The organism is Paractinoplanes ovalisporus (assembly GCF_016834655.1).
Taxonomy (GTDB): domain Bacteria; phylum Actinomycetota; class Actinomycetes; order Mycobacteriales; family Micromonosporaceae; genus Actinoplanes; species Actinoplanes ovalisporus.
This window is the reverse complement of the sequence record NZ_JAENHP010000003.1, coordinates 760,497-781,967: the sequence shown is the minus strand read 5'-3', so window position 1 is coordinate 781,967 and position 21,471 is coordinate 760,497. Positions and strand designations below refer to the sequence as shown.

Annotated in this window: 19 protein-coding genes; 14 read left to right on the top strand and 5 right to left on the bottom strand. The window is 71.8% G+C overall.

Going from position 1 to position 21,471, the window contains the following annotated elements; translation table 11 throughout:
• Nucleotides 1-15: 15 nt before the first annotated feature.
• Entirely contained in the window at nt 16-828 is an 813-nt protein-coding gene (locus JIG36_RS13835; protein ID WP_203376561.1) for a MaoC/PaaZ C-terminal domain-containing protein, read from the bottom strand.
• A 13-nt stretch (nt 829-841) separates the two neighbouring features.
• Nucleotides 842-2,170 (bottom strand): 3-oxoacyl-ACP reductase, encoded by a 1,329-nt coding sequence (locus JIG36_RS13830; protein WP_203376558.1) that lies wholly within the window; start codon nt 2,168-2,170, stop codon nt 842-844.
• 36 nt (nt 2,171-2,206) lie between these two features.
• Here JIG36_RS13830 and JIG36_RS13825 point away from each other — a divergent pair, with 36 nt between their 5' ends.
• Nucleotides 2,207-3,505: an acetyl-CoA C-acetyltransferase gene (locus tag JIG36_RS13825; RefSeq protein WP_203376556.1), complete on the top strand. Its 1,299-nt coding sequence runs from the start codon at nt 2,207-2,209 to the stop codon at nt 3,503-3,505.
• Here the strand turns inward: JIG36_RS13825 and JIG36_RS13820 are convergent.
• The gene (locus JIG36_RS13820) at nt 3,502-5,748 is read right to left on the bottom strand and encodes a putative bifunctional diguanylate cyclase/phosphodiesterase (protein WP_203376554.1); all 2,247 of its coding nucleotides are present in this window, start codon (nt 5,746-5,748) and stop codon (nt 3,502-3,504) included. The two genes, JIG36_RS13825 and JIG36_RS13820, sit on opposite strands and share 4 nt — an antisense overlap.
• 179 nt (nt 5,749-5,927) lie before the next feature.
• Between JIG36_RS13820 and JIG36_RS13815 the strand changes: the two genes are divergently transcribed.
• From JIG36_RS13815 to JIG36_RS13800, 4 genes are all read left to right on the top strand, one after another.
• Complete coding sequence (locus JIG36_RS13815; RefSeq protein WP_203376552.1) at nt 5,928-7,520, top strand: MFS transporter; 1,593 nt, start codon at nt 5,928-5,930, stop codon at nt 7,518-7,520.
• Between the two features lie 22 nt (nt 7,521-7,542).
• Nucleotides 7,543-8,157: a TetR/AcrR family transcriptional regulator gene (locus tag JIG36_RS13810; RefSeq protein WP_307872701.1), complete on the top strand. Its 615-nt coding sequence runs from the start codon at nt 7,543-7,545 to the stop codon at nt 8,155-8,157.
• A 492-nt stretch (nt 8,158-8,649) separates the two neighbouring features.
• Nucleotides 8,650-10,065 (top strand): NB-ARC domain-containing protein, encoded by a 1,416-nt coding sequence (locus tag JIG36_RS13805; protein WP_203376548.1) that lies wholly within the window; start codon nt 8,650-8,652, stop codon nt 10,063-10,065.
• 363 nt (nt 10,066-10,428) lie between these two features.
• Nucleotides 10,429-10,848 (top strand): hypothetical protein, encoded by a 420-nt coding sequence (locus tag JIG36_RS13800; protein ID WP_203376546.1) that lies wholly within the window; start codon nt 10,429-10,431, stop codon nt 10,846-10,848.
• Nucleotides 10,849-10,980: 132 nt separating this feature from the next.
• Here JIG36_RS13800 and JIG36_RS13795 read toward each other — a convergent pair whose 3' ends face one another.
• The gene (locus JIG36_RS13795; RefSeq protein ID WP_203376544.1) at nt 10,981-11,616 is read right to left on the bottom strand and encodes a VOC family protein; all 636 of its coding nucleotides are present in this window, start codon (nt 11,614-11,616) and stop codon (nt 10,981-10,983) included.
• A 458-nt stretch (nt 11,617-12,074) separates the two neighbouring features.
• Between JIG36_RS13795 and JIG36_RS13790 the strand changes: the two genes are divergently transcribed.
• From JIG36_RS13790 to JIG36_RS13750, 9 genes are all read left to right on the top strand, one after another.
• Nucleotides 12,075-13,469, top strand: a complete 1,395-nt coding sequence (locus JIG36_RS13790) for an alpha/beta fold hydrolase (protein ID WP_236046703.1) — start codon at nt 12,075-12,077, stop codon at nt 13,467-13,469.
• A 13-nt stretch (nt 13,470-13,482) separates the two neighbouring features.
• Nucleotides 13,483-14,457 carry a DUF1996 domain-containing protein gene (locus tag JIG36_RS13785; RefSeq protein WP_236046701.1) on the top strand — a complete coding sequence of 325 codons (975 nt, stop codon included), beginning with the start codon at nt 13,483-13,485 and terminating at the stop codon, nt 14,455-14,457.
• Nucleotides 14,454-15,170, top strand: a complete 717-nt coding sequence (locus JIG36_RS13780; protein ID WP_203376541.1) for a zf-HC2 domain-containing protein — start codon at nt 14,454-14,456, stop codon at nt 15,168-15,170. Before JIG36_RS13785 ends, JIG36_RS13780 begins: the two co-directional genes overlap by 4 nt.
• A gap of 25 nt (nt 15,171-15,195) precedes the next feature.
• Complete coding sequence (locus JIG36_RS13775) at nt 15,196-17,598, top strand: glycogen/starch/alpha-glucan phosphorylase (RefSeq protein ID WP_203376539.1); 2,403 nt, start codon at nt 15,196-15,198, stop codon at nt 17,596-17,598.
• 159 nt (nt 17,599-17,757) lie between these two features.
• Nucleotides 17,758-18,927: an ROK family transcriptional regulator gene (locus tag JIG36_RS13770; protein WP_203376538.1), complete on the top strand. Its 1,170-nt coding sequence runs from the start codon at nt 17,758-17,760 to the stop codon at nt 18,925-18,927.
• Nucleotides 18,928-19,037: 110 nt separating this feature from the next.
• Nucleotides 19,038-19,394 (top strand): methyltransferase family protein, encoded by a 357-nt coding sequence (locus JIG36_RS13765; RefSeq protein WP_203376536.1) that lies wholly within the window; start codon nt 19,038-19,040, stop codon nt 19,392-19,394.
• A 69-nt stretch (nt 19,395-19,463) separates the two neighbouring features.
• Complete coding sequence (locus JIG36_RS13760; protein ID WP_203376535.1) at nt 19,464-19,883, top strand: hypothetical protein; 420 nt, start codon at nt 19,464-19,466, stop codon at nt 19,881-19,883.
• Nucleotides 19,880-20,200, top strand: coding sequence for a winged helix-turn-helix domain-containing protein (locus JIG36_RS13755; RefSeq protein ID WP_203376533.1), 321 nt, complete (start codon nt 19,880-19,882; stop codon nt 20,198-20,200). The genes JIG36_RS13760 and JIG36_RS13755 overlap by 4 nt, the downstream gene beginning before the upstream one ends.
• Complete coding sequence (locus JIG36_RS13750; protein ID WP_203376531.1) at nt 20,193-20,894, top strand: class I SAM-dependent methyltransferase; 702 nt, start codon at nt 20,193-20,195, stop codon at nt 20,892-20,894. The genes JIG36_RS13755 and JIG36_RS13750 overlap by 8 nt, the downstream gene beginning before the upstream one ends.
• Here JIG36_RS13750 and JIG36_RS13745 read toward each other — a convergent pair.
• Complete coding sequence (locus tag JIG36_RS13745) at nt 20,884-21,414, bottom strand: AAA family ATPase (RefSeq protein ID WP_203376529.1); 531 nt, start codon at nt 21,412-21,414, stop codon at nt 20,884-20,886. The genes JIG36_RS13750 and JIG36_RS13745 overlap by 11 nt on opposite strands.
• Nucleotides 21,415-21,471 lie beyond the last annotated feature (57 nt).

The window sequence follows — 21,471 nt, the reverse complement described above, 5'->3', positions numbered from 1 at the left end:
AACTGGGCGGTAACGTTACGCAGGCGTAACTTGCCCCGCAAGATGCGGTCGTTTCCCGAAGATCTCGAACTGCCCATTGCCGTACGCGAAATTCACCGTCGCCGGAAGCACGATCGGCTGCTTGAACTGGACGTCCACCGTGTACGCCGCGGGCAGCCGCCCTTCCAGCGCCGCCAGACAGCGGGCCTTGCTCCACATGCCGTGCGCGATCGTGCGCGGGAAGCCGAACAGCCGCGCGCCGACGCGGGAGGTGTGGATCGGGTTGCGGTCGCCCGAGACCGCGGCGTAGTCGGTTCCGACCCGGGCCGGAACGCGCCACACGGCCGTCGCGGCGGGCGCTTCCCATTCCGTACGGTCGTGGCGGCCCCCGGCCTGCGCCGAGCGCGACAGATAGGTCGAGGTGCTGGCCCATACCTCCGCGCCGTCCACCCGCGCGCTCACGTGCAGGTCGAACTGCGTGCCCCGGGCGTGCGGACGCAGGTCCCGCGTGCCGAGCGAGAAGTCGAGGACCGCGCCGGCGTCGACCGGCCCGCGGACGGTGATCGAGTTGGCGATGTGCACCAGCCCGATCACCGGGAACGGGAACTGCGGCAAGGTCATGAACCGCATGGCCAGCGGGAACGCCAGCACGTGGGGATAGGTCGGCGGCAGCTCGTCGCGGAGACGGAAACCACAGACCTTCCCGTACGCGGCCAGGTGCTCGCGGTCGACCCGCACTCCCGCCTGCTCGAACCCCAGGGCGGGCAGTTGGGCCGGACGCTTGCGCGGGATCAGCCCGAGGACCGCACGCAGCGTGTTGCCCGAGGTGTCCCCAGGCCCCAGCTCCATGATCGGCACGGCGTCAGGCCCCCAGCAGACTCTGGCCGCACACCCGCACGACGTTGCCGGTGATCGTGCCCGACCCCGGCGACGCGAACCAGGCGATCGTCTCGGCCACGTCGACCGGCAGCCCGCCCTGGGCCATGCTGTTCATCCGCCGCCCGGCCTCGCGCAGCCCGACCGGCATCTTCGCGGTCATGGCGGTCTCGATGAACCCCGGCGCCACCGCGTTGATCGTGATGTCGCGGTCGAGCAGGCCGGGCGCGCTCGACTGCACCAGTCCGATCACACCCGCCTTGCTGGTCGCATAGTTGGTCTGGCCCCGGTTGCCCGCGATGCCGGCGATCGAGGCCACCCCGACGATCCGCCCACCGGCCCGGATCAAGTCCTTCGCCAGCAGCGCCTCGTTGACCCGCTGAGGCGCGACCAGGTTGACCGCCAGCACCGACTCCCAACCGGCCGGGTCCATCTTGGCGATCGTGCGGTCGCGGGTGATGCCGGCATTGTGCACGATCACGTCGAGCGGACCGCTCAGATAGGACGCCAGCCGCTCACCGGCCTCGGCCGCGGTCAGGTCGAGCTGCAGCGCCCGCCCGCGGACGTCGTTGGCCACGCCGGCCAGGGCGTCCCCGGCCTGCGGCACGTCGAGCGCGATCACGTCGGCGCCGTCGCGGGCGAGCACCCGGGCGATGGCGGCCCCGATCCCGCGCGCCGCCCCGGTGACCAGCGCGGTCTTGCCGGCCAGGGGCAGCTGCCAGTCGGCGGGTGCGGGCGGGTTCCCGGCGCCGATCCGCACGACCTGACCCGACACGTACGCGGACCGGCCGCTGAGCAGGAAGCGCAGTGTCGACTCGAGGGCGCCCTCACCGCCGCGCTCCACATAGACCAGTTGAGAGGTGGTGCCGCGGCCGAACTCCTTGCCAATGCTGCGGGTCAGGCCTTCGAGCGCGCGCTGGGCGGTGGCTTCGTGCGGGCTCGCGGCCGACTCGGGCGGCGTCCCGAGAACGATCACCCGGCCCGACCTGACCAGCGACCGCGCGCAGGGGTGGAAGAACGCATACAGCTCGTTCAGCGCGGTGGCATCGGTGATGCCGGTCGCGTCGAAGATCAGCGCGCCGTGCTTCGCGCCCTCCGCCGCTTCGTCCACGGCCTCGACACCCACGCTGCTCAGCAGCTTGCGGACGGGGTCTTCGAGGCGCCCGCCCGGGGCCGCGCCGACCAGCACCGGGCCCTCGGTCAGCGGGTCGCCCGGCCGGTAGCGCCGCAGCCGGGGCGGGTCGGGCAGACCCAGCCGCTTGACCAGGGACCGCCCCGGACCGGAGTTCGCGAAGCTCGCGTACCTGTCGCCCATGCGCCGCAGCCTACTCGGCTAGGCTACTGAGCGGTAATGAATGTCCGACCCCTGTGGGAGGCTGCCGTGCGCCGCGTCGCTGTGCTGGGTGGAAACCGGATCCCGTTCGCCCGCTCGAACGGCCGCTATGCGAGCGCGTCGAATCAGGACATGCTGACCGCCGCGCTCGACGGGCTGGTCGCGCGCTACGGGCTGGCCGGCCGCCGCCTCGGCGAGGTCGTCGCGGGCGCCGTCCTCAAACACTCCCGCGACTTCAACCTCACCCGCGAGACCGTGCTCGGTTCCCGCCTCGACCCGCGCACTCCCGCGTACGACGTGCAGCAGGCCTGTGGCACCGGTCTCGAGACCGCGATCGGAGTCGGCAACAAGATCGCCCTGGGCCAGATCGACGTCGGCGTGGCCGGCGGCGTGGACACCACGTCCGACGCCCCGCTGCAGCTCAACGACGACATGCGGAGGGCGCTGCTCGAGCTCAACCGCGCCCGTACGCTGCCCGCCCGTCTGCGCGCCGCGGCCAAGCTCAACCCGCTGCTCGCCTTCAAGCCCGACATCCCGCGCAACGCCGAACCGCGGACGGGGCTGTCGATGGGGGAGCACGCCGCGATCACCGCACTGCGCTGGAACGTCGGCCGCGACGCGCAGGACGAGCTGGCGCTGACCTCGCATCAGCGCTTGGCCGCGGCGTACGACCGGGGGTTCTTCGACGACCTGATCACGCCGTACCTGGGCCTGTCGGTCGACCAGAACCTGCGCGCCGACACCAGCCTGGAGAAGCTGGCCCGGCTCAAGCCGGTCTTCGGCCGCACCGACGCCACCATGACGGCCGGCAACTCGTCGCCGCTGACCGACGGCGCCTCCACCGTGCTGCTCTCGTCGGAGGAATGGGCGTCCGAGAACGGTCTGACCCCGCAGGCGTTCCTGGTCGACAGCGAGACCGCCGCCGTCGACTACGTGCACGGCGACGAGGGGCTGCTGATGGCGCCCGCGTACGCCGTGCCCCGCCTGCTGGCCCGCAACGGCCTGACGTTGCAGGACTTCGACTTCTACGAGATCCACGAGGCGTTCGCGTCGCAGGTGCTCTCGACCCTGGCCGCGTGGGAGTCGCCCGAGTTCGGTAAGGAGAAGCTCGGCCTGGAGGCACCGCTCGGCACCATCGACCGGGCCAAGCTCAACGTCAACGGCTCGTCCCTGGCCGCCGGCCACCCGTTCGCGGCGACCGGCGGGCGGATCGTCGCCACCCTGGCCAAGCTCCTCGCCGAGAAGGGCTCAGGCCGGGGCCTGATCTCCATCTGCGCCGCGGGCGGCCAGGGCGTGGTCGCGATCCTCGAGCGCTAGGCGGCCTGCTTCACGGCCCGGCGCAGCTTCGCGCCGAACTCGTCAGCCGGCGCCGGCTTGCCGAACAGGTAGCCCTGGGCGGACGGGCAGTCCAGCTCGCGCAGCGCCTCCCAGTCGGCCGGGTCCTCGACGCCCTCGGCCACCACCGACATGCCCAGCGAGCGGGCCAGCCAGAGCACGGCCTGGATGATCGAGGCCTTGCGCGGGTCGGCCGACAGCCCGGCCACGAACGAGCGGTCGAGCTTGACCACGTCCGCGGGCACCGACTGCAGCCAGGTCAGCGAGCTGTACCCGGTGCCGAAGTCGTCGAGCGCGATCCGTACGCCCAACGCCTTGATCATCTCGAGGCGCTCGCGGACGTCGACCGAGAAGCCGAGCAGAGCGGTCTCGGTGATCTCGACGACCAGGCGGGACGGGTCCAGCTCGGGGTGGGCCGCGAGCAGGTTGGCCAGCATCGGCACGAAGTCGACCTCGGCGAGCTGCCGCGGGCTGACGTTGACCGACACGTAGCCGAGCTGGTCACCCCACTCGAGGAGCCGGTGGACGGCCCGGCGCAGCACGTGCTCGCCGAGCGGCACGATCAGGCCGGTCTCCTCGGCGGCCGGGATGAATTGCCCCGGGCCCAGGATCTCGCCCGAGGGCGCGCGCATGCGCACCAGCGCCTCGGCCCCGGTGATCTCTCCGGTCGCGGCCGACACGATCGGCTGGAACCAGACGGGCAGGCTCTCGACCGGGTCGCCGGCCAGGGCCTCGCGCAGGCGGGCCTCGGCGTCGAGGCGCTCGAGCACCTTGACCCGCATGTCGTCGCTGAAGATGTGCAGGCGGTTGCCGCCGGCGCGCTTGGCCGCGTACATCGCGGTGTCCGCGGCCAGCACAGTGTCGTCGGCCTGCCCGGCGTTGCCCTGACTGGTGGCCAGGCCGACGCTGAGCGAGACCTGCAGGTGGCCGTCGTTGATCAGCAGCGGCTCGGAGAAGGCGGCCAGCATGCCGTAGCCGACGTGGGCGCCGGTCGTGGCCGAACCGGCCAGGGCGACCACGAACTCGTCGCCACCGAGGCGGGCCACGAGCGAGTCGCCCGGCACCGAGTCGCGCAGGCGGACGGCCAGCGCGCGCAGCAGCTCGTCGCCGACCGCGTGCCCGGAGCCGTCGTTGATCGACTTGAAGCGGTCGACGTCGAGGTAGAGGACGTTGACCGGCTCGCCGGTGTCGAGCAGCTGGGCCAGGTCGTGCTCGAAGGCCGACCGGGACAGCAGGCCGGTGAGGGCGTCGTGGCGTACCTGGTTCTGCAGCTCCTCCTGGTGGCGGCGGGCCTCGGTGACGTCGAGGCAGTGCACGAAGATCAGGCGCAGCTCGCCCTTGGTGTCGTACAGGTTGGTGCCGTGGACCTCGACCCAGATGGTCTCGCCGTCGTCCGTGCGGCGGTAGCTGCGCACGTGGATCGAGGAACCCTGCTCGCCCTTGAGGGTTTCCAGCATGCGCTCGGTCGAGTCCTCGAGGGGCTCCAGCGGCAGGTCGGACACGGCGAAGCCGGCGGGCAGTTCGTCGGGCAGGCGCAGCCAGGTGCGGTAGGCCGAGTTGGTACGCAGGATCCGGCCGTCCGGCGACAGCATGGCCATCGGCACCGGGGTCTCGTCGAACGCGACGGTCAGCTGGGCCCGGCTCTCGTCCAGGTTCTCCTGCGCGCGCTTCTCCTCGGCCTCGCTCAGGCGCCACGCGATCAGCTGGAAGGCGGCCGCGAAGAGCACGGCGACGCCGTGGAGGAGGGCCCAGAACAGCGGGTGGCTGTGGCCGGCCTCGTGGCCGTAGGTCAGGTCGGGGTCGACGAGCCCGAACACGGCGTGGTGCGCGGTCGTGGCGACCAGGAAGACGCCGAACGGTGCCCAGTCCCGATAGAGGGCGAGCGCGCCGACCACGATGAAGAAGGTGAAGTGGGCCTCGGTCTTGCCGTGGCACATGGCCACGAACGCCGTGCACGCCGAGACGAACCCGAACGACACGAAGATCGAGGGCAGGCGGCGGCCGCCGAGGCGGGCCGCGGCCACGATGCACGGGATGATCACCAGGACCATCCAGGTGGCCACGCCGCTGCCCAGCTCGTCGCGCCAGCCGCCGAAGACGACCAGCGCCGCCATGGTGGCGGCGAGCAGCCGGGTGAGCAGCCGGTGCCGCCCCGCCCAGTCCTCGTCGCGCAGCCCGCCGCCGGTCGGCAGCCAGCGTGACAGCCCGTTCGTCCCAGTCACCATGCGCTCAACTTCGGTTCGCCGTGTTGCGGGCTGGAGGGCGCGCCGGGTGCAGCCCGGTTGCGGCGTGCAGTGACCGCCGACACATTCCGATACGGATCCGTTCCGTTTCGCTTTCCGGGGGTCTAGCTTGTTCTTCGGATACGGAACAGTTCCGTTTCGAAATATGGGGGAAACGCCAGATGGACGCACAGACAACGACCGCGCCGGCCGGTCACCCCCGGCGGTGGGTCATCCTCGGCGTGCTGGTGATCAGCCTGCTGGTGGTCGTGCTCGACAACACGATCCTCAACGTGGCGCTGCGCACGATCGCCGACCCGGAGCGCGGCCTCGGAGCCACCCAGAGCGAGCTGGAGTGGGCGATCAACTCGTACACCCTGGTCTTCGCCGGTCTGCTCTTCACCGCCGGCATCCTGGCCGACCGCCTCGGCCGCCGCATCACCCTGGTCACCGGCCTCGCGATCTTCGCGATCGCCTCGCTCGTCTCCAGCTATGCCGACACCGCCAACCAGCTGATCGCGGCCCGCGCGCTGATGGGTCTCGGCGCCGCCGCCGTCATGCCGGCCACTCTCTCGATCATCGCGAACGTCTTCACGCCGCAGGAGCGGCCGCGCGCCATCGGCATCTGGGCCGGCGCCGTCGGCCTCGGGGTGGCCATCGGCCCGATCGTCGGTGGTCTGCTCCTCGAGCACTTCTGGTGGGGCTCGGTCTTCCTGATCAACGTCCCGATCGCCGCCGCCGGTGTGTTCCTCGTTCTCTTCCTGGTGCCCGAGTCCCGCGATCCGCGCCCCAACCGGATCGACATCCCGGGTGTCCTGCTCTCCATCGTCGGTCTCACCCTGCTCACGTACGGCGTGATCGAGGGTGGCGAGGCCGGGTTCGGCGACCCGCAGTCGTGGGGCACGCTGGCCGGCGCCGTGGTCGTCCTGGCCGCGTTCGTCTGGTGGGAGATGCGCACCGAGTTCCCGTCGCTCGACGTCCGGCTGTTCCGCAACCGCACGTTCTCGGCCTCGACCGGCGTCATCGGGCTGGTCTTCTTCGCCGCGATGGGCGCGATGTTCTTCGGCGCGTTCTATCTGCAGCTGGTCCGCGACTACGGACCGCTCGCGTCCGGTGCGCTGTTCGTCCCGTTCGCGGTCGCCCAGATGGTCTTCGCCCCGCGCAGCGCCGCGATGGTCAAGCGCTTCGGCCCCAAGGTCGTCAGCACGGTCGGCCTGCTGCTGGTCTCGGCCGGCCTGACGATCTGGATCTTCATCGGCCAGGACACCCCGATCTGGATCGTCGGCGCGGCGTTCTTCGTCATGGGTGTCGGCATGGCCAACGTGATGCCGCCCGCCACCGAGTCGATCATGGCGGCGCTGCCCCGCGAGAAGGCCGGCGTCGGCTCGGCCGTCAGCAACACGATCCGCCAGCTCGGTGGCGCCCTCGGCGTCGCGGTCCTGGGGGCCGTGCTCTCCTCGGTCTACCGCAGCAACCTGGGCGACGCGACCGACGGGCTGCCCGCCCCGGCCGCCGACGCCGCCCGCGAGTCGATCTCCGGGGCGTACGGGGTGGCCGAGCAGGCCGGGGCCGCCGCGCCCGCCCTGATCAGCCAGGCCAACTCGGCCTTCCTCGACGCTATGCACTACGCGTCGATCGGCTCGGCCGTCTTCGCCCTGCTCGGCGCCATGGTGGCGCTCCTCTGGCTGCCCGGCAAGCGCCCCGCCTCCGCTCCCGCGCCGACCAGCAACGAGGGTCTGGCCGAGGAGCAGGGCGTGGAACTGGTCGAGGCGTGACGCGTCGGTAACAATGAACGCCATGACCACTGCCTCGTTGACCGGCCAGGAGCGCAAGGCTCCTGGCCGGCCCCGCAACGCCCAGGCTGACGAGGCGATCCTGCGGGCCGTCCTCGATCTGCTCAGTGAGGGCCAGACCGTCGCCGCCATCTCGATCGAGGCGGTCGCCGCCCGGGCCGGGGTCGGCAAGGCCACCATCTATCGCCGCTGGCCCAACAAGGAGGCCCTGGTCATCGACGCCGTCGCGGCGATGAAGGGCCCGGTGCCCGACCCGGCCGGCGAGTCGGTCCGCGACGACCTGGTGACCCTGATCAAGGCCAACCGCAGCGGTCACGCCCGCGGCTACAGCAAGGTCACCGCCTGCCTGCTGCCCGAGCTGCTGCGCGACGAGTCGATCCTGGAGATGTACAAGGCGGTCGTCGAGCCCCGGCGTGACGTCATGCGGTCGGTGCTGCGGCGCGGCATCGAGACCGGGGAGCTGCGGGCCGACCTCGACGTCGAGCTCACCCTGCTGATGCTCAGCGGCCCGTCGATGATGCACGGGCTGTTCAAGTGGGAGCCCCGGGTGCCCGACGAGGGCTTCGTCGAGAAGCTGGTCGACGGCGTGCTGCGCGGCGCGGCGGCGCATCCGGCGTGAGGCTTGTTGCGCGGCGCTCCGACGCAACCGGCCTGGGCCGTGTTGCTCCGCGCGGCGGCGTGGCCCGTGTTGCTCCGCGCGGCGGCGTGGCCCGTGTTGCGCGGCGCGGCGGCGTGGGCCGTGTTGCGCGGCGCGGCGGCGTGGGCCGTGTTGCGCGGCGCGGCGGCGTGGGCCGTGTTGCGCGGCGCGGCGGAGCATCCGCCGTGAGGCCGGTTGCTCCGCGCGGCGGCGCAACCGGCGGGAAAAGAGAACCGGGCGTGGGCCTCGAAGGCAGCCACGCCCGGCACTCGCCGTCCAGAACCGTGTCGCTCACGCCCCCGTGCGGGAACGACCCCCCGTTATCGGATCCGTCCGGCACACCCCACTCTGCCGCCCGTGCCGCCCCCGTATGCGGAATCCGAACGAATCCGGATGTCCGCCGGGCGACACTTCGCGCGGCGCCGAGGCATTAACGTCATTCGTCCGACGTCCCGACCCCCCGCGGGAGCCGCCGTGTCGCAGTTCGCCGTGCTGCCCGATCCCGGCCAGGCCCAGACCCTGGACGAGGTCGCGGGCTGCCTGCGCATGCTCAAGACGTGGGCCGGCAACCCGTCGTACGAGACGATCGCGGCCCGGGTCAACGCGGTGCGGCCGGTGGGGGAGCAGGTCGGCAAGACCACGGTCGTCGACTGCTTCCGGGCCGGGCGCCGCCGCCTCGACCCCGACCTGGTGGTCGCGGTGGTCGAAGCCTTGCACAACGACGTCGGCTACACCACCCAGTGGCGCCAGGCGCTGCGCGTGGTCAGCGGCGAGACCCGGGCCGACGCCCAGGTGCGGGTGCAGAACAGCCTGCCGCCCGTCCCCGCCGGCCACCTCACCCGCCCGGTCGCCGGCCCCGGGCCGGTCACCGTGCTGGCGGGCATGGCCGGCGCCGGCAAGACTCAGCTGGCCCTTCAGCTGGCGGCCGCGCAGCCGGTCGACCGGGTGCTCGTGGTCAACCTGCGCGGCTCCCACCCCGACCAGCCACCGGTCGAACCGGGCGCGGTGCTCGACGGTTTCCTGCGGCTGCTCGGCATGGCCGGTCAGCACCTGCCGCACGGCGTGGAGGCCCGGTCCACGGCGTTCCGGCTGCGCCTGACCGGCTCGCGCACCCTGATCCTGCTCGACGACGCGGCCGACGAGGCCCAGGTGCGCCCCCTGCTGCCCGGCACCCCCGGCAGCCTCACCCTGATCACCAGCCGCCGGAGCCTCGACGGCCTGACCGACGCGCGGCACGTCCCGGTCGACGTGTTCACCCCCGCCCAGGCCCGCGACTACCTGCTGGCCGCGGTGCCCGAGATCCCGGCCGGTTCCGACCCCGAGGCCGTCGACCGCATCGCCGCGACCTGCGGTTACCTTCCTTTGGCGCTCTCGCTGGTGGCCGGGCACATGCGCAAGCGCCCCGGCTGGACGCTCACCGACCACGCCGACTGGCTGGCCGAACGCCGCCGCACCGGCCGCCTCGACCCCGGCGTACAGGCCGCGCTCGACGTGTCGTACCGCAACCTGCAGCCCTCGTCCCGCGACCTGCTCCGGCTGCTGGCCCAGCACCCCGGTCCCGCCCTCAGCCGCGCGTCCGCCGCCGCGATGGCCGACCACCCGAGCGACGACGACCTGAGCGACCTGGCCCGGAACCACCTGCTGCAGCCCGCCGGCCCCGGCCGCTGGACCATGCACGACCTGATCCGCGTCTACGCCGCGGGCCGCGCAGCCGACGAGGACCGGCGAGCCGACCGCCGGGCGGCCCTGACCCGGCTCCTGGACCACCTGGTCACCGCCGACGAGGAGCCCGCCGTGTTGTCCGCAGCGGCCGCTTACGCCGCCGCCGAGGGCTGGCCGGAACAGGCCGTACGGCTGAAGGAACGGCTCTCCACCACCGACGACTCCTGACCTGACCGCGGACGTCTCCTCCCGGCGGGCGTCTCTTGACCGCGGGTGTTTCCTGCCGGCGGGTGTTTCCTGCCGGCGGGTGTTTCCTGCCGGCGGGTGTTTCCTGCCGGCGGGTGTTTCCTGCCGGCGGGTGTTTCCTGGCGGCGGGCGTCTGCTGACCGCGGACGTCTGCTGACCGCGGACGGCTCCCAACCGCGGACGGCTCCCAACCGCGGACGGCTCCCAACCGCGGACGGCTCCCAACCGCGGACGGCTTCCGACCGCAGACGTCGACTCGTCTCGACCAGCCCGCTGGAACCGGGCCCCGATGTGTGAAAGCATCGAGCAAGTTCAATGTGGACGGTCCGGAGAGGTGGGTTCACCATGATCAGGAAGTTCATCGCCCGGTTCCTAGCAGTCGTCACCATCGTGGCGACGTCAATTTTCGTGCTCGGCTCGCCGGCGTGGGCGTTCCGCCGCTGGACGACATGCTTCAACCAGGAACTAGGCGACGGTCAGAAGATCAGGTTCTACGCCGACAACGGCGACATCCTCACCACCGTCGACTGGTACTGGCGGTTCGCCGGCCAGGGCAACGCCAAATACATGATCGACATCTCCGACTTCCGCGACGACGGCGCCGACACCTCAGTCCGCGTCGACGCGGGCTCCGGCGTGTTCGAATACACCGCCGACAAGGTCATCGGTTACAACGTCGTGAAGTACCGGGTCGTGTGGAACGGCTACGCCACCGCGTGGCTAACCCCCGGCGGTTGCTTCCTGCTGCCCATCGATCCCAGCTGAACCCCCGTAACGGGGCTCAGCCGCGTTGCGACCGGTCGTGACAGACCTCAGTCGCGTTGCGGCGCGCTGCAGCGGCGTTGCGGCCGACCCCAGTTGTGTTTGTGGCGGGCCGCAGCCGCGTCACGGACGGTCTCAGTCGCGTCCCTGCCAGGTGCTGACGCAGGCCTCGTTGCCCTCGGGGTCGGCCAGCACCCAGAACGAGGGCGCGCGGGCGTCGGACACCAGGCGCCCGCCCGCCTTCAGCGCCGCCTCCACCCGCGCCACCGCCTCGTCGTGAGCGACCGAGACATCGAGGTGGATACGGTTGCGCTGCGGCCGCGGCGCCTCCATCTGCTGAAACCAGATCGACGGCCCCCGCCCCGCCGGATCGGTGAGCTCGTCATCGCCGGCATAACCCAGGACGGCCCGCCAGAACGGCCGGACCGCCCCGATGTCGACCGCATCGACGGCGATCTCGAGCATCTGCAGCCCAGCCGGCCCGGTCGGCAGCCCCGACGAGCTGATCCGCTGAGCCAGCTCGACATCGACCGCGGTCACGGTGGCCCGTCCGCGGGTCTGCAGCGTCAGCACCACACGGTCGGCCCGTAGGTCGACCGACAGGTGCTCGTCGGCTTCGTCGCCGCAGACCGCAACCGCCTGAGCAGCCACCGACGCCCCCTGAAACAGCGACCCGACCGGAACCGCCGCCCGCAGCGTGCCCAGCATGTATCGCCACCCGAGGCCGGCCACCGCATCGGAGGCCCCCTGCCGCGTCACCTGTTCGCTCATGCCCGGGATCCTGCCACTCCCGTACGACAGTTCGAGCGCTGTCCACAATTCGCGGTTGTCCACAGGCAGCCCCGCGAAGATCGCCCAAATCTGCCACGATCGGACTTGGGTGGAGGCCCCCTGGCAGGGCGGGTAATGAGCTTGGTGAGTGTTGTGTGATGGTGATCTGCCGTCCGTCCAACCGGTCCAGCTGATCTGCCGTCCGTCCAACCGGTCCAGCTGATCTGCCGTCCGTCCAACCGGTCCAGCTGATCTGCCGTCCGTCCAACCGGTCCAGCTGATCTGCCGTCCGTCCAACCGGACCAGCTGATCTGCCCTTCGTCCAACCGAACCAGCGCCCGCGGCCGAGGAAGCCGGTCTGGAAGTGCCGCGGGACCGCGTTCTGTGTGCGAGTGCTGCGCGATCCACGACCCCAGGGTTTGATCAGGGGATCCACCGATGTCTTCTCGGCAGGCGCAATGTCGAGGATGGACGGCATGGTGAGCCGCCGCAGCATCGTCGCGTCCCTGACCGCCCTCGTCACCGGGCTTGCGCTCGCGGCCACCCCGCCCAGCCACGCCACCCCACGGCCGGAGACACCGCAGGTCACCTGGACGGTCTGCGCCAAGAACGCGGCCGTGCAGTGCGGCACCCTGCGATTACCGGTCGACTGGTCGCAACCGCGCGGCGCCACCTTCGAGCTCGCCGTCGCGAAACGACCCGCCCGCAATCCGGCCGGGAAAGTGGGCACCCTGGTCTTCGGTCCGGGCGGGCCCGGTGACTCCGGAGTCGACCGCATCCTGGCCGGCAACCGGTTCAGCGCCGAGATCCTCGACCGGTTCGACACGGTCAGCTTCGACCCGCGCGGTGTCGCCCGCAGCGGCGGCCCGAAATGCGATCTGTCGCTGGGCGGGCCGGGCCTGCTCACCAGCCAGGCCGACTTCGAGACGGTCACCACCGCCAACCAGGAGAAGTGGGCGGCGTGCCGGGTGACCAGCCCGGTCTGGGACCACGCCGACACCGCGAGCATGGTCCGCGACCTCGACGCGCTGCGGGCGGCGCTGGGTCTGCGGCGGCTGACCTTCCACGGCAGTTCGTACGGGACCCTGCTCGGCCAGCAGTACGCCGAGCGCTACCCGGGCCGGGTCCGGGCGATCGTGCTCGAGAGCGTCTTCGACCACAGCCTCGACGTGCGTACCTTCGTCCGTACGCAGGCCCGGGCCGAGCAGGACGCGTTCGACGAGTTCGTGGCGTGGTGCGCGCGGGAGACCGCCTGCGTGCTGCACGGGCGGGATGTGCGGGCGCTGTGGAACGACGTGCTGGACCGGGCCGGTCCGGAGCGGGCGTTCGAGATCGCCATGCTGCCGATCGCGCGCCTGGCCTCGCCCGATCGGGCCGCCCTCGCCGCCGACATCAAGAGCCTGGTCGATGGCGCCGCGCCCGAGATCCAGCTGCCTCCGCTGGTGTCGTCGGTCTTCTGCGCCGACTGGCCGGCCGACGTGCGTGATTACCGCGAATACCTTTCCCTCGTACGGGCGGCGCGGTCCGCGGCCCCGGATGTGCGCTACGGCGGCGGGCTGCTGGCGGTCCGGGCCTGCCTGGGCTGGCCGCAACCGGTGGCCAACCCGCCGCACCGGCTCGACGTGCACACCGTGCGCCCGCTGCTGCTGCTCAATTCCCGGCACGACGTCCGTACGGGCCACGACTGGGCCACCCACGTCGCGTCCCAGCTGGGGCGGCACGGCCGGCTGGTCACGTACGAGGGTTCGGGCCACGGCGCGTACGGGAACACGCCCTGCACGACCGCAGCGGTCGACCGTTACCTGATCGATCTGGTCGTCCCGCCGGAGGGAACCAGCTGCCCGGCCGGGTGAGTATCGTCGAACCATGTCGATGGGTTCGCGGGGGCGGCGCGGGTTCGTGTCCTTCGCGGTCGTTCTCGAGGTCGTGCTGGTCATCGCGGTCGGGGTAGCCGCGATGGCCCTGCGCGGCCCCGATCTCGGGCCCTATGCGATCGACATGGCCGACGCCGGGCCGGTCGCCGCCGAGCCCCCGGCCACGGCGGGGGCCTCCACCGGCACGTACGTCTGGAACTGCGGCCGCAACGAGGGCGGGCACCGCAACACCGCCAACATCGTGGTCACGCCGTTGCGGCCGGGGCCCGCGCACCACCTGCACGACTATGTCGGCAACCTCGGGGTCCGGGACGACTCGACCGTCGACAGCCTGGCCGGGCGGCCCACCACCTGCACCAACGGCGACGCCTCGAGCTACTACTGGCCGGTGCTGCGCTACGTGCTTGCGGGTCACGACCAGCACGGCGGGCCGGTGCAGGTGCCGGTGTCGCTCACGATGACGTTCCTCGGCAACCCGCGCGGGCCGGTGCTGGCCATGCCCCGGCTGCTGCGGGTTCAGGTCGGCGACGCGTACGGGCACACCAACGGCGGTCAGCACGCGCGGGCCTGGTGGACTTGCTCCGACACACTGGACCGGCAGACCATGAGGTATCCCGCGTGTGAGGACGGAGCCCAGGTGGTGCGGATCTTCGACTTCCCGAGCTGCTGGGACGGCCGTCAGCTGGACAGCCCTGGCCACCGCCAGCAGGTCGTCTTCCCGACGGCCGGCGGCGGCTGCCCGGTCGGCACGTTCGCGGTGCCCCGGCTGCGGATCACGATGAACTACGCCGTGCCGAGCGGCACCCGCTATCAGATCGACGCGTTCGACGGGCAGGACAACGACCCCGGCACCGACCACGGCTTCATGGTCAACCTCATGCCCGACACCCTCATGAAACGCGTCGTGACCTGCCTCAACCAGGGCAAGACGTGCGACGACACGGCGACCCGGCGGGCGGCCTCGTGACCACCTCCGAGACCGGCGGCCACGTCGACATCGCCGGCTACCTGATCGACGAGCTCACGCCCGAGCAGCGCGCCGGGGTGGAGGAACACCTGGCCGGCTGTGCCGAGTGCCGGTCCGAGGCCGAGTCGCTGCGGGAGTGGACCGAGGCGTTGCGGGCGGTTCCCGAAGAGATGCTGCTCGAAGGCCCGCCCGACGGCGGTGACCTGCTGCTGCAACGCACGCTGCGCGAGGTGCGCAAGCAATCGTCGGGGGAGCGGAGACGCCGTACGGTGCTCGTCTCGGCCGCAGCCGCGGTCGCGGTGCTCGCCGCGGTCGGCGGGGGCATCTTCGCGGGCCGTGAGACCGTGCCCCAGACGCCGGTCGCCCAGGCGCCCGCCCCGGTCGCGACATCCCCGACCGCCGTGCCTGGAACCCGCACCGGCACCGCCGTCGACGCCACCACCGGCGCCCGCATCACGGTCGCGGTTGCCCCGGCCGCGGGCTGGGTGCGGGTCAATGCCGCCGTGGCCGGCATCCCGGCCGGCGAGAAGTGCGTGCTCGAGGTCGTCGCCCGTGACGGGTTCACCGTGCAGGCGGGCAGCTGGGTGGTCTCGGCGGCGGGCGAGTCGGGCGGCACCACCCTCAACGGCAGCGCGCTGATCGACCCGGACGAGGTGAAATCCGTACGGGTGGTGAACACTGCGGGAAAGCAGTTCGCCAGCGTCGACGTGTGAAACGACGATGGGGAAGGGTCGCATCATGGACCTTCGCAACGGGTTGCGGCCGCTCGGGAGCACGCCGGCCGAGTTCGAACAGGATCTGCTGAGCAACCTGTACTACCGCCGGGGCACGACGGTCGAGTCGGCGAGCGCCCAGGACGCGTACGAGACGCTCGCCCTGACCGTGCGGGACCGGCTCGCCGCCCGGCGCGCGCGCACCGCCGCCGCGCACTACGAGAGCAACCCGCGCTGGGTCTACTACCTGTCCGCGGAATACCTGCTCGGCCCCCAGCTGGAGCAGAACCTGCTCTACAGCGGCACCACCGACCTGGCGCCGGCCGCGCTCAAGGCGCTCGGCTTCTCGCCCGAGGAGGTGGCCGCCCTCGACGTCGAGCCGGGCCTGGGCAACGGCGGCCTGGGCCGGCTGGCCGCCTGCCTGCTCGACGCGCTGGCCACCCTGGACATCCCCGCGGTGGGCTACGGCATCCGCTACGACCTGGGCATCTTCAAACAGGAGTTCCAGAACGGCGAGCAGGTCGAGCGGCCCGACGACTGGGCGTTCCAGGGCGACCCGTGGGAGTTCCCGGCGCCCGACGACTGGCAGACCGTCGGCTTCTACGGCTTCATCGGCCCCGAGGGCTGGGTGCCGGGTGAGGTCGTGCACGGCGAGCCGAGCCACCTGTTGGTCCCCGGCTACGGCACCGAGACGGTCAACATCGTGCGGCTGTGGCGGGCCCGGGCCGCGCAGGCCTCGTTCGACCTGCGGCGGTTCTCGGCCGGGCAGTACGCCGAGGCGGTGCAGGACGCCGTACGGGCCGAGAACATCAGCAAGGTCCTCTATCCCGACGACAGCACCGACATGGGCCGCGAGCTGCGCCTCAAGCAGCAGTACTTCCTCGTCTCGTGCTCGCTGCGCGACATCGTCCGCCGGTTCCGCTTCCGCAACTCCGACTGGGCCGACTTCCCGGCCAAGACGGTGATCCAGCTCAACGACACGCACCCCACGCTCGCGATTCCCGAGCTGATGCGGCTGCTGGTCGACGAGGAGCGGCTGGAGTGGGAGCAGGCCTGGTCCCTGGTCCGGTCGACGTTCGCCTACACGTGCCACACGCTGCTGCCCGAGGCCCTCGAGACCTGGCCGGTCGAGATGCTGGGCCGGCTCCTCCCACGGCATCTGGAGATCATCTACAAGATCAACGCCGAGTTGCTGGACGAGGTCCGGTCCCGTTTCCCCGGCGACGTTTCCCGCGTACGGCGGATGTCGCTGATCCAGGAGGAGCCGGAGCGCCGCGTACGCATGGCCAACCTGGCCGTCACCGGCACGTTCGCGGTCAACGGGGTGGCCGAGCTGCACTCGCAGCTGCTCACCTCGACCACGTTCACCGACTTCGCCGAGCTGTGGCCGGACCGCTTCACCAACGTCACCAACGGGGTGTCGCCGCGCCGGTTCGTGCGGCTGGCCAACCCCGGCCTGTCCACGCTGATCACCTCGGGTCTGGGCTCGGACGCCTGGCTGCGCGACCTGTCCCTGCTGTCCGGCCTGGCGCCGCTGGCCGACGACGCCACGTTCCGCTCGCAGTGGCGGGCCGAGAAACGGCGGGCCAAGGCCGCGCTGGGCCTGGGCGACCCGGGCGCGATGCTCGACGTGATGATCAAGCGGTTCCACGAGTACAAGCGCCAGCAGCTCAAGCTCCTGCACGTGATCACGCTCTACCACCGGCTGCGGTCGAATCCGGGCGCGTTCGGGGTGCCGCGCACGGTGCTGTTCGGCGGCAAGGCGGCCCCGGCCTACTACGCGGCCAAGTCGATCATCCGGCTGATCAACGCGGTGTCGGCCACGATCGCCGCCGACCCGGTGTCGTCCGGCCTGCTACGGGTGGTCTTCCCGGCCAACTACAACGTGACCCTGGCCGAGAAGATCATTCCGGCCGCCGACCTGAGCGAGCAGATCTCGATGGCCGGCAAGGAGGCTTCCGGTACGGGCAACATGAAGCTCGCCCTCAACGGCGCGATCACGATCGGCACCCTGGACGGCGCCAACGTCGAGATCCGGGACCGGGTCGGCGCGGACAACTTCTTCCTGTTCGGGCTGGACACTCCCGCCGCGGCGGCGTTGCGTGCGTCGGACTACCGGCCACGCTCCGTCTACGACGCCGACGACGAACTGCGGGCGGCCCTCGACGCCATCCTCGGCGGTGCGTTCGGCGGGGTGGGCCAGGACGTGGCGCAGTCGCTGCTCGACCGCGACGAATACCTGACGCTGGCCGACTACCGCTCGTACGTCGACAAGCAGGACGAGGTCTCGGCGGCCTGGCAGGACCAGGAGCAGTGGACCCGCATGTCGATCCTGAACACCGCGAACAGCGGTTTCTTCTCGGCCGACCGCACGGTGGCCGACTACCTGTCCCGCATCTGGCACGCCACCCCGGTGCGGCCGGCCTGACGGTCGGGGCCGCACCGGTTGCGGCCCGCCTGACGTTCGAGGCCGCGCCGGTCTGCGGCCCGGCTGACGTTCGAGGCCCGGCCCTTCGCGGGGCCGGGCGCCCGTTTCCGCGCGCCGGGACTTGGCATTCGCTTTCCGTACGCGTTTGATGTCGGTGAGATGCACAGACCCCGGCCCAGCCTCGGCACCCTGCTCCACCACATCCACGTGAGCGGGCCGCTGTCGCGTGCCACCCTGGCCGAGCGGATGGGCGTCAACCGCAGCACCATCCTCGGGCTCACGGCCGAGCTGGTCGCGGCCGGGCTGGTGACCGAGGAACACCCGGCCGGCACGACCGGGGCGGGCCGCCCGTCGCTGGTCGTGCGGCCCTCCCCGCACGTGTTCGTGCTGGCGTTCGACGTGGCGGTCGACCGGATCACCGCTGCGCGGGTCGGGCTGGGCGGGCCCGTTCTCGACCGCCGCTCGGCCGAGCGCACCCGCACCGGCGCCGACCTGGACACCGTCGTACGGAAGCTGGCCTGTCTCGGCCGGGAACTGCTGGCCGAGGCCCCGCCGGGCGCGGTGTGCGTGGGTGTCGGCGCCTCCTACTGCGGCATGATCCGCCCCGGCGACGGCATGGTCCGCTACGGCCCGGCGACGGGCTGGGTCGACCAGGCGTTCGGCGCCGAACTGGCCCGGGCCCTCGACATCGGCCGCCCGGTCGCGGTCGGTAACGAGGCCCACCTGGGCGCGATGGCCGAATACGAGCGGGGTGCCGGCGTGGGCGTCCCCGACCTGATCTACCTGCACGGCGACGTCGGCGTGGGCGGCGGCATCCTGGTCGGCGGCAAGCTCCTGGGCGGCGACGGCGGCTACGGCTGCGAGGTCGGCCACATGCTGGTCAACCCGGTCGACGGCCGCACCTGCCTGTGCGGCTCCCAGGGCTGCCTCGAGGCCGAGACCGGCGAATACGCGCTGCTGGCAGCGGCCGGCCGAGTCCCCGGCCCGATCGGCGCCGAAGCGGTGCGGGCGGTCGTCCGCGACGCCCGCTCGGGCGACCCCACCGCCGCCGCGGCCGTGGCCGAGATCGGCGATTGGCTCGGCATCGGCGTCGCCAACCTGATCAACCTGTTCAACCCCGGCGTGGTCATCTTCGGCGGCATGCTGCGAGACGTCTACACGGCCGCGGCCCCGCAGGTCGCGGCCCGCATCGACCGCCACGCCATGCCGGTCTCGCGCGAACGGGCCCGCCTGCGCGTCTCGGCCCTGGCCGAGGACGCCACCCTGATCGGCGCGGCCGACCTGGGGTTCGCCGCCCTGGTCGCCGACCCGTTGCTCCAGCTGACCTGACCGCCGACCCCCGCGCCGAGATCGTGTTCCGGCTTCTGTTCTTCACCGCCATCCTCTTACCGCCCTTGAGCCGCGCCGTAGTTCCACAGGCCGTCGTCAGCGGGTGGCCCGTGTTCTGGTCCGGGATGACGATCGGCCTGCTCGGGCTGCTGCTGCGATGGTGGTCGTTCGCAACCTTGGGCCGCTTCTTCACGGTCGTGGTGCGGGTCGGCCAGGACCAGCCGGTGGTGGACCGGGGCCCGTACCGATGGCTGCGCCACCCGAGCTACACCGGCCTGCTGCTCGTCTTCGCCGGCGCCGGTCCGGCCTTCGGCAACTGGCTCGGCGCGGCCGCCTCGGTCTCGCTGATCCTGCTCGCGCTGATCTACCGCATCCGCATCGAGGAGTCCGCACTCACCGCCGCCGTGGGTGACCGCTACACGGCGTTCGCCGCGACCCGGGCCCGGCTCATCCCGTACGTCTGGTGACCGTCGCTTCGAGGGTTTTCGAAGTGCTCAGTAGTTTCCAAGTTGGAAAGTAGGCCGTAGGCTGAGGGCATGTCGGGGGACGAGGAGATGAGCCCGGGCCGGGCCGCGGTCGCGCTGGCCGGGATCGATCAGGCGCGGGCGGCCGTCCGGGAACACTCCGGGTGGGCCGGGCGCGCGATGGCGGCGTACGGGATGGCCTCTCTGGTCTTCTTCCCGGCCGGCGGGCTGGTGCACGGCGTGTGGGCGGCCGTCATCGGGGTGTGCTGGGGCGTCTTCCTGCTCAGCGTCCTGCGCTACGCCCTGCCGAACCGGGTGGTGGGGCGGGGGTTCCGGCGGCTCTATCTGCGCGCCACCGCGGCCTGGACAGTCCTGTGGGTGACGGGGGCGCTGATCGGGCATCTGGTCTTCGCCGACCAGGTGGCCTTCTGGGTTCCGGCCGGCGTGGTCGTGGCCCTGCCGATGTTCGCGGCGGCGGTGCGGGCCCGATGAGCGAGCACCCGCGGCACCGGCTCGACCCGGTCATCCACTCGCCGATCCGGCTCTCCATCGTGGCCTGTCTCGCCGCGGCCGACAAAGCCGAGTTCGCTTTCGTACGCGACACGGTGGAAGTGAGCGACTCGGTGCTCTCGCGGCAGGTGACGCTGCTGGCCGAGGCCGGGTATGTGAACGCGCGTAAGGGCTACGTGGGGAAACGGCCGCGCACGTGGCTCTCGCTCACGGCGGCCGGGCGGGAGGCGTACGGCAAACATCTGGCCGCCCTGACCGCGATCGCGAAGATGCCCGTGACGGAGGAGGCCGATGTCTGAGAAGCCGCCGGGCAGCTACGGGATCGACGCGCCGCGGCTGCTGATCGTGCCGGCGCTGCTGATGGTGGCCGGGCTGGTGCAGGCCGTCCTGAGCCGCACGCTGTGGCCGGTGATCGGCACCGTGCTGATCGCGGCGTGTTGCGGGCTCGGTTTCTACGCGTCCCGTTACGGCAAGTTCGTGGTCTGGGGGCGGCTGCTCGACGGGCTGGGCCTGCGCGGCGACGAAGATGTGCTCGACCTGGGCTGCGGCCGGGGCGCCCTGCTCGTCTCGGCGGCGCTGCGGGTGCCGAGGGGCCGGGCGGTCGGCGTCGACCTGTGGCGGGCCGACCAGTCCGGCAACGGTCCCGAGGCGACGCTGCGCAACGCGTCCGCGGCCGGGGTCAAGGTCGAGGTCGAGACCGCGAACATCACCGCGCTGCCGTTCCCCGACGAGTCGTTCGACCTGGTCGTCTCGAACATCGTCGTGCACAACCTGAAGTCCTCCGACGACCGCGACCGCGCGATCGTCGAGGCCGTCCGGGTTCTGCGCCCCGGTGGCCGGCTGCTGCTCGCCGACCTGAACCACACCGTGCAATACCAGCGTCGCCTGCGGGAGCTGCCGGTGAGCGGCGTGTCGCGCCGGGGGCTGGGCTGGCGTCAGTGGTGGTCGGGCCCGTGGCTGCCGACCCACCTGGTCAGCGCGGTCAAGCGATAGCCACCACGGGAAAGGCGCCCCAGCCGGCCTTGTCGAGAATGTCGCGTACGGACGTCTCGACCGTGGCCGGGTGGGTGCTGACCCGGAAGCGCCGGATGCGGTCGTGGTCGTCGCGCGAATGGTAGAGGTCGACGAAGTCGCGCAGCCGGGACCGCCACTCGTCGGTGGGTTCACGCTCGGTCACGCGGGCCTTGAGCACGTCGACCGGGGCGGTCAGCTCGCAGATGAGGAGCCGGGCGCCGGGCACGGCTTCGCGCAGCAGCTCGACCTCGCCCTCGTCGGCCAGGACGGTGGGGATGATCAGCTTGAGGCCGGGCGCCGCCGCCAGGTAGTTCGGCCAGACGGCCCGCAGGTTGTCGCGCGGGAACTGCCGCCCGGGGTTGGGGTGGACGATGCTCAGGTCGTCGAGGTCGACCACCCCGTGCGCCACATCAGCCGCCCCCAGTGTCTCGGACAACGCGCGCGCGAGCGTGCTCTTGCCGGCCCCTGGAGACCCGTACAGCACAAGGACGTCGACCACGCCGCCATTGAACACGTCGCACCCGCCGCGGGCGATCGATTTTCCCTGACCCCCGGA

Bases quoted from the DNA above. Each gene is read 5' to 3' on its own strand.
- JIG36_RS13820 (WP_203376554.1), bottom strand. From the start codon at position 5,748: ATGGTGACTGGGACGAACGGGCTGTCACGCTGGCTGCCGACCGGCGGC.
- JIG36_RS13750 (WP_203376531.1), top strand. From the start codon at position 20,193: ATGTCTGAGAAGCCGCCGGGCAGCTACGGGATCGACGCGCCGCGGCTG.
- JIG36_RS13775 (WP_203376539.1), top strand. From the start codon at position 15,196: ATGGACCTTCGCAACGGGTTGCGGCCGCTCGGGAGCACGCCGGCCGAG.
- JIG36_RS13770 (WP_203376538.1), top strand. From the start codon at position 17,758: ATGCACAGACCCCGGCCCAGCCTCGGCACCCTGCTCCACCACATCCAC.
- JIG36_RS13810 (WP_307872701.1), top strand. From the start codon at position 7,543: ATGACCACTGCCTCGTTGACCGGCCAGGAGCGCAAGGCTCCTGGCCGG.
- JIG36_RS13800 (WP_203376546.1), top strand. From the start codon at position 10,429: ATGATCAGGAAGTTCATCGCCCGGTTCCTAGCAGTCGTCACCATCGTG.
- JIG36_RS13755 (WP_203376533.1), top strand. From the start codon at position 19,880: ATGAGCGAGCACCCGCGGCACCGGCTCGACCCGGTCATCCACTCGCCG.
- JIG36_RS13830 (WP_203376558.1), bottom strand. From the start codon at position 2,170: ATGGGCGACAGGTACGCGAGCTTCGCGAACTCCGGTCCGGGGCGGTCC.
- JIG36_RS13815 (WP_203376552.1), top strand. From the start codon at position 5,928: ATGGACGCACAGACAACGACCGCGCCGGCCGGTCACCCCCGGCGGTGG.
- JIG36_RS13760 (WP_203376535.1), top strand. From the start codon at position 19,464: ATGTCGGGGGACGAGGAGATGAGCCCGGGCCGGGCCGCGGTCGCGCTG.
- JIG36_RS13795 (WP_203376544.1), bottom strand. From the start codon at position 11,616: ATGAGCGAACAGGTGACGCGGCAGGGGGCCTCCGATGCGGTGGCCGGC.
- JIG36_RS13835 (WP_203376561.1), bottom strand. From the start codon at position 828: ATGGAGCTGGGGCCTGGGGACACCTCGGGCAACACGCTGCGTGCGGTC.
- JIG36_RS13785 (WP_236046701.1), top strand. From the start codon at position 13,483: ATGTCGATGGGTTCGCGGGGGCGGCGCGGGTTCGTGTCCTTCGCGGTC.
- JIG36_RS13790 (WP_236046703.1), top strand. From the start codon at position 12,075: ATGTCGAGGATGGACGGCATGGTGAGCCGCCGCAGCATCGTCGCGTCC.
- JIG36_RS13825 (WP_203376556.1), top strand. From the start codon at position 2,207: ATGAATGTCCGACCCCTGTGGGAGGCTGCCGTGCGCCGCGTCGCTGTG.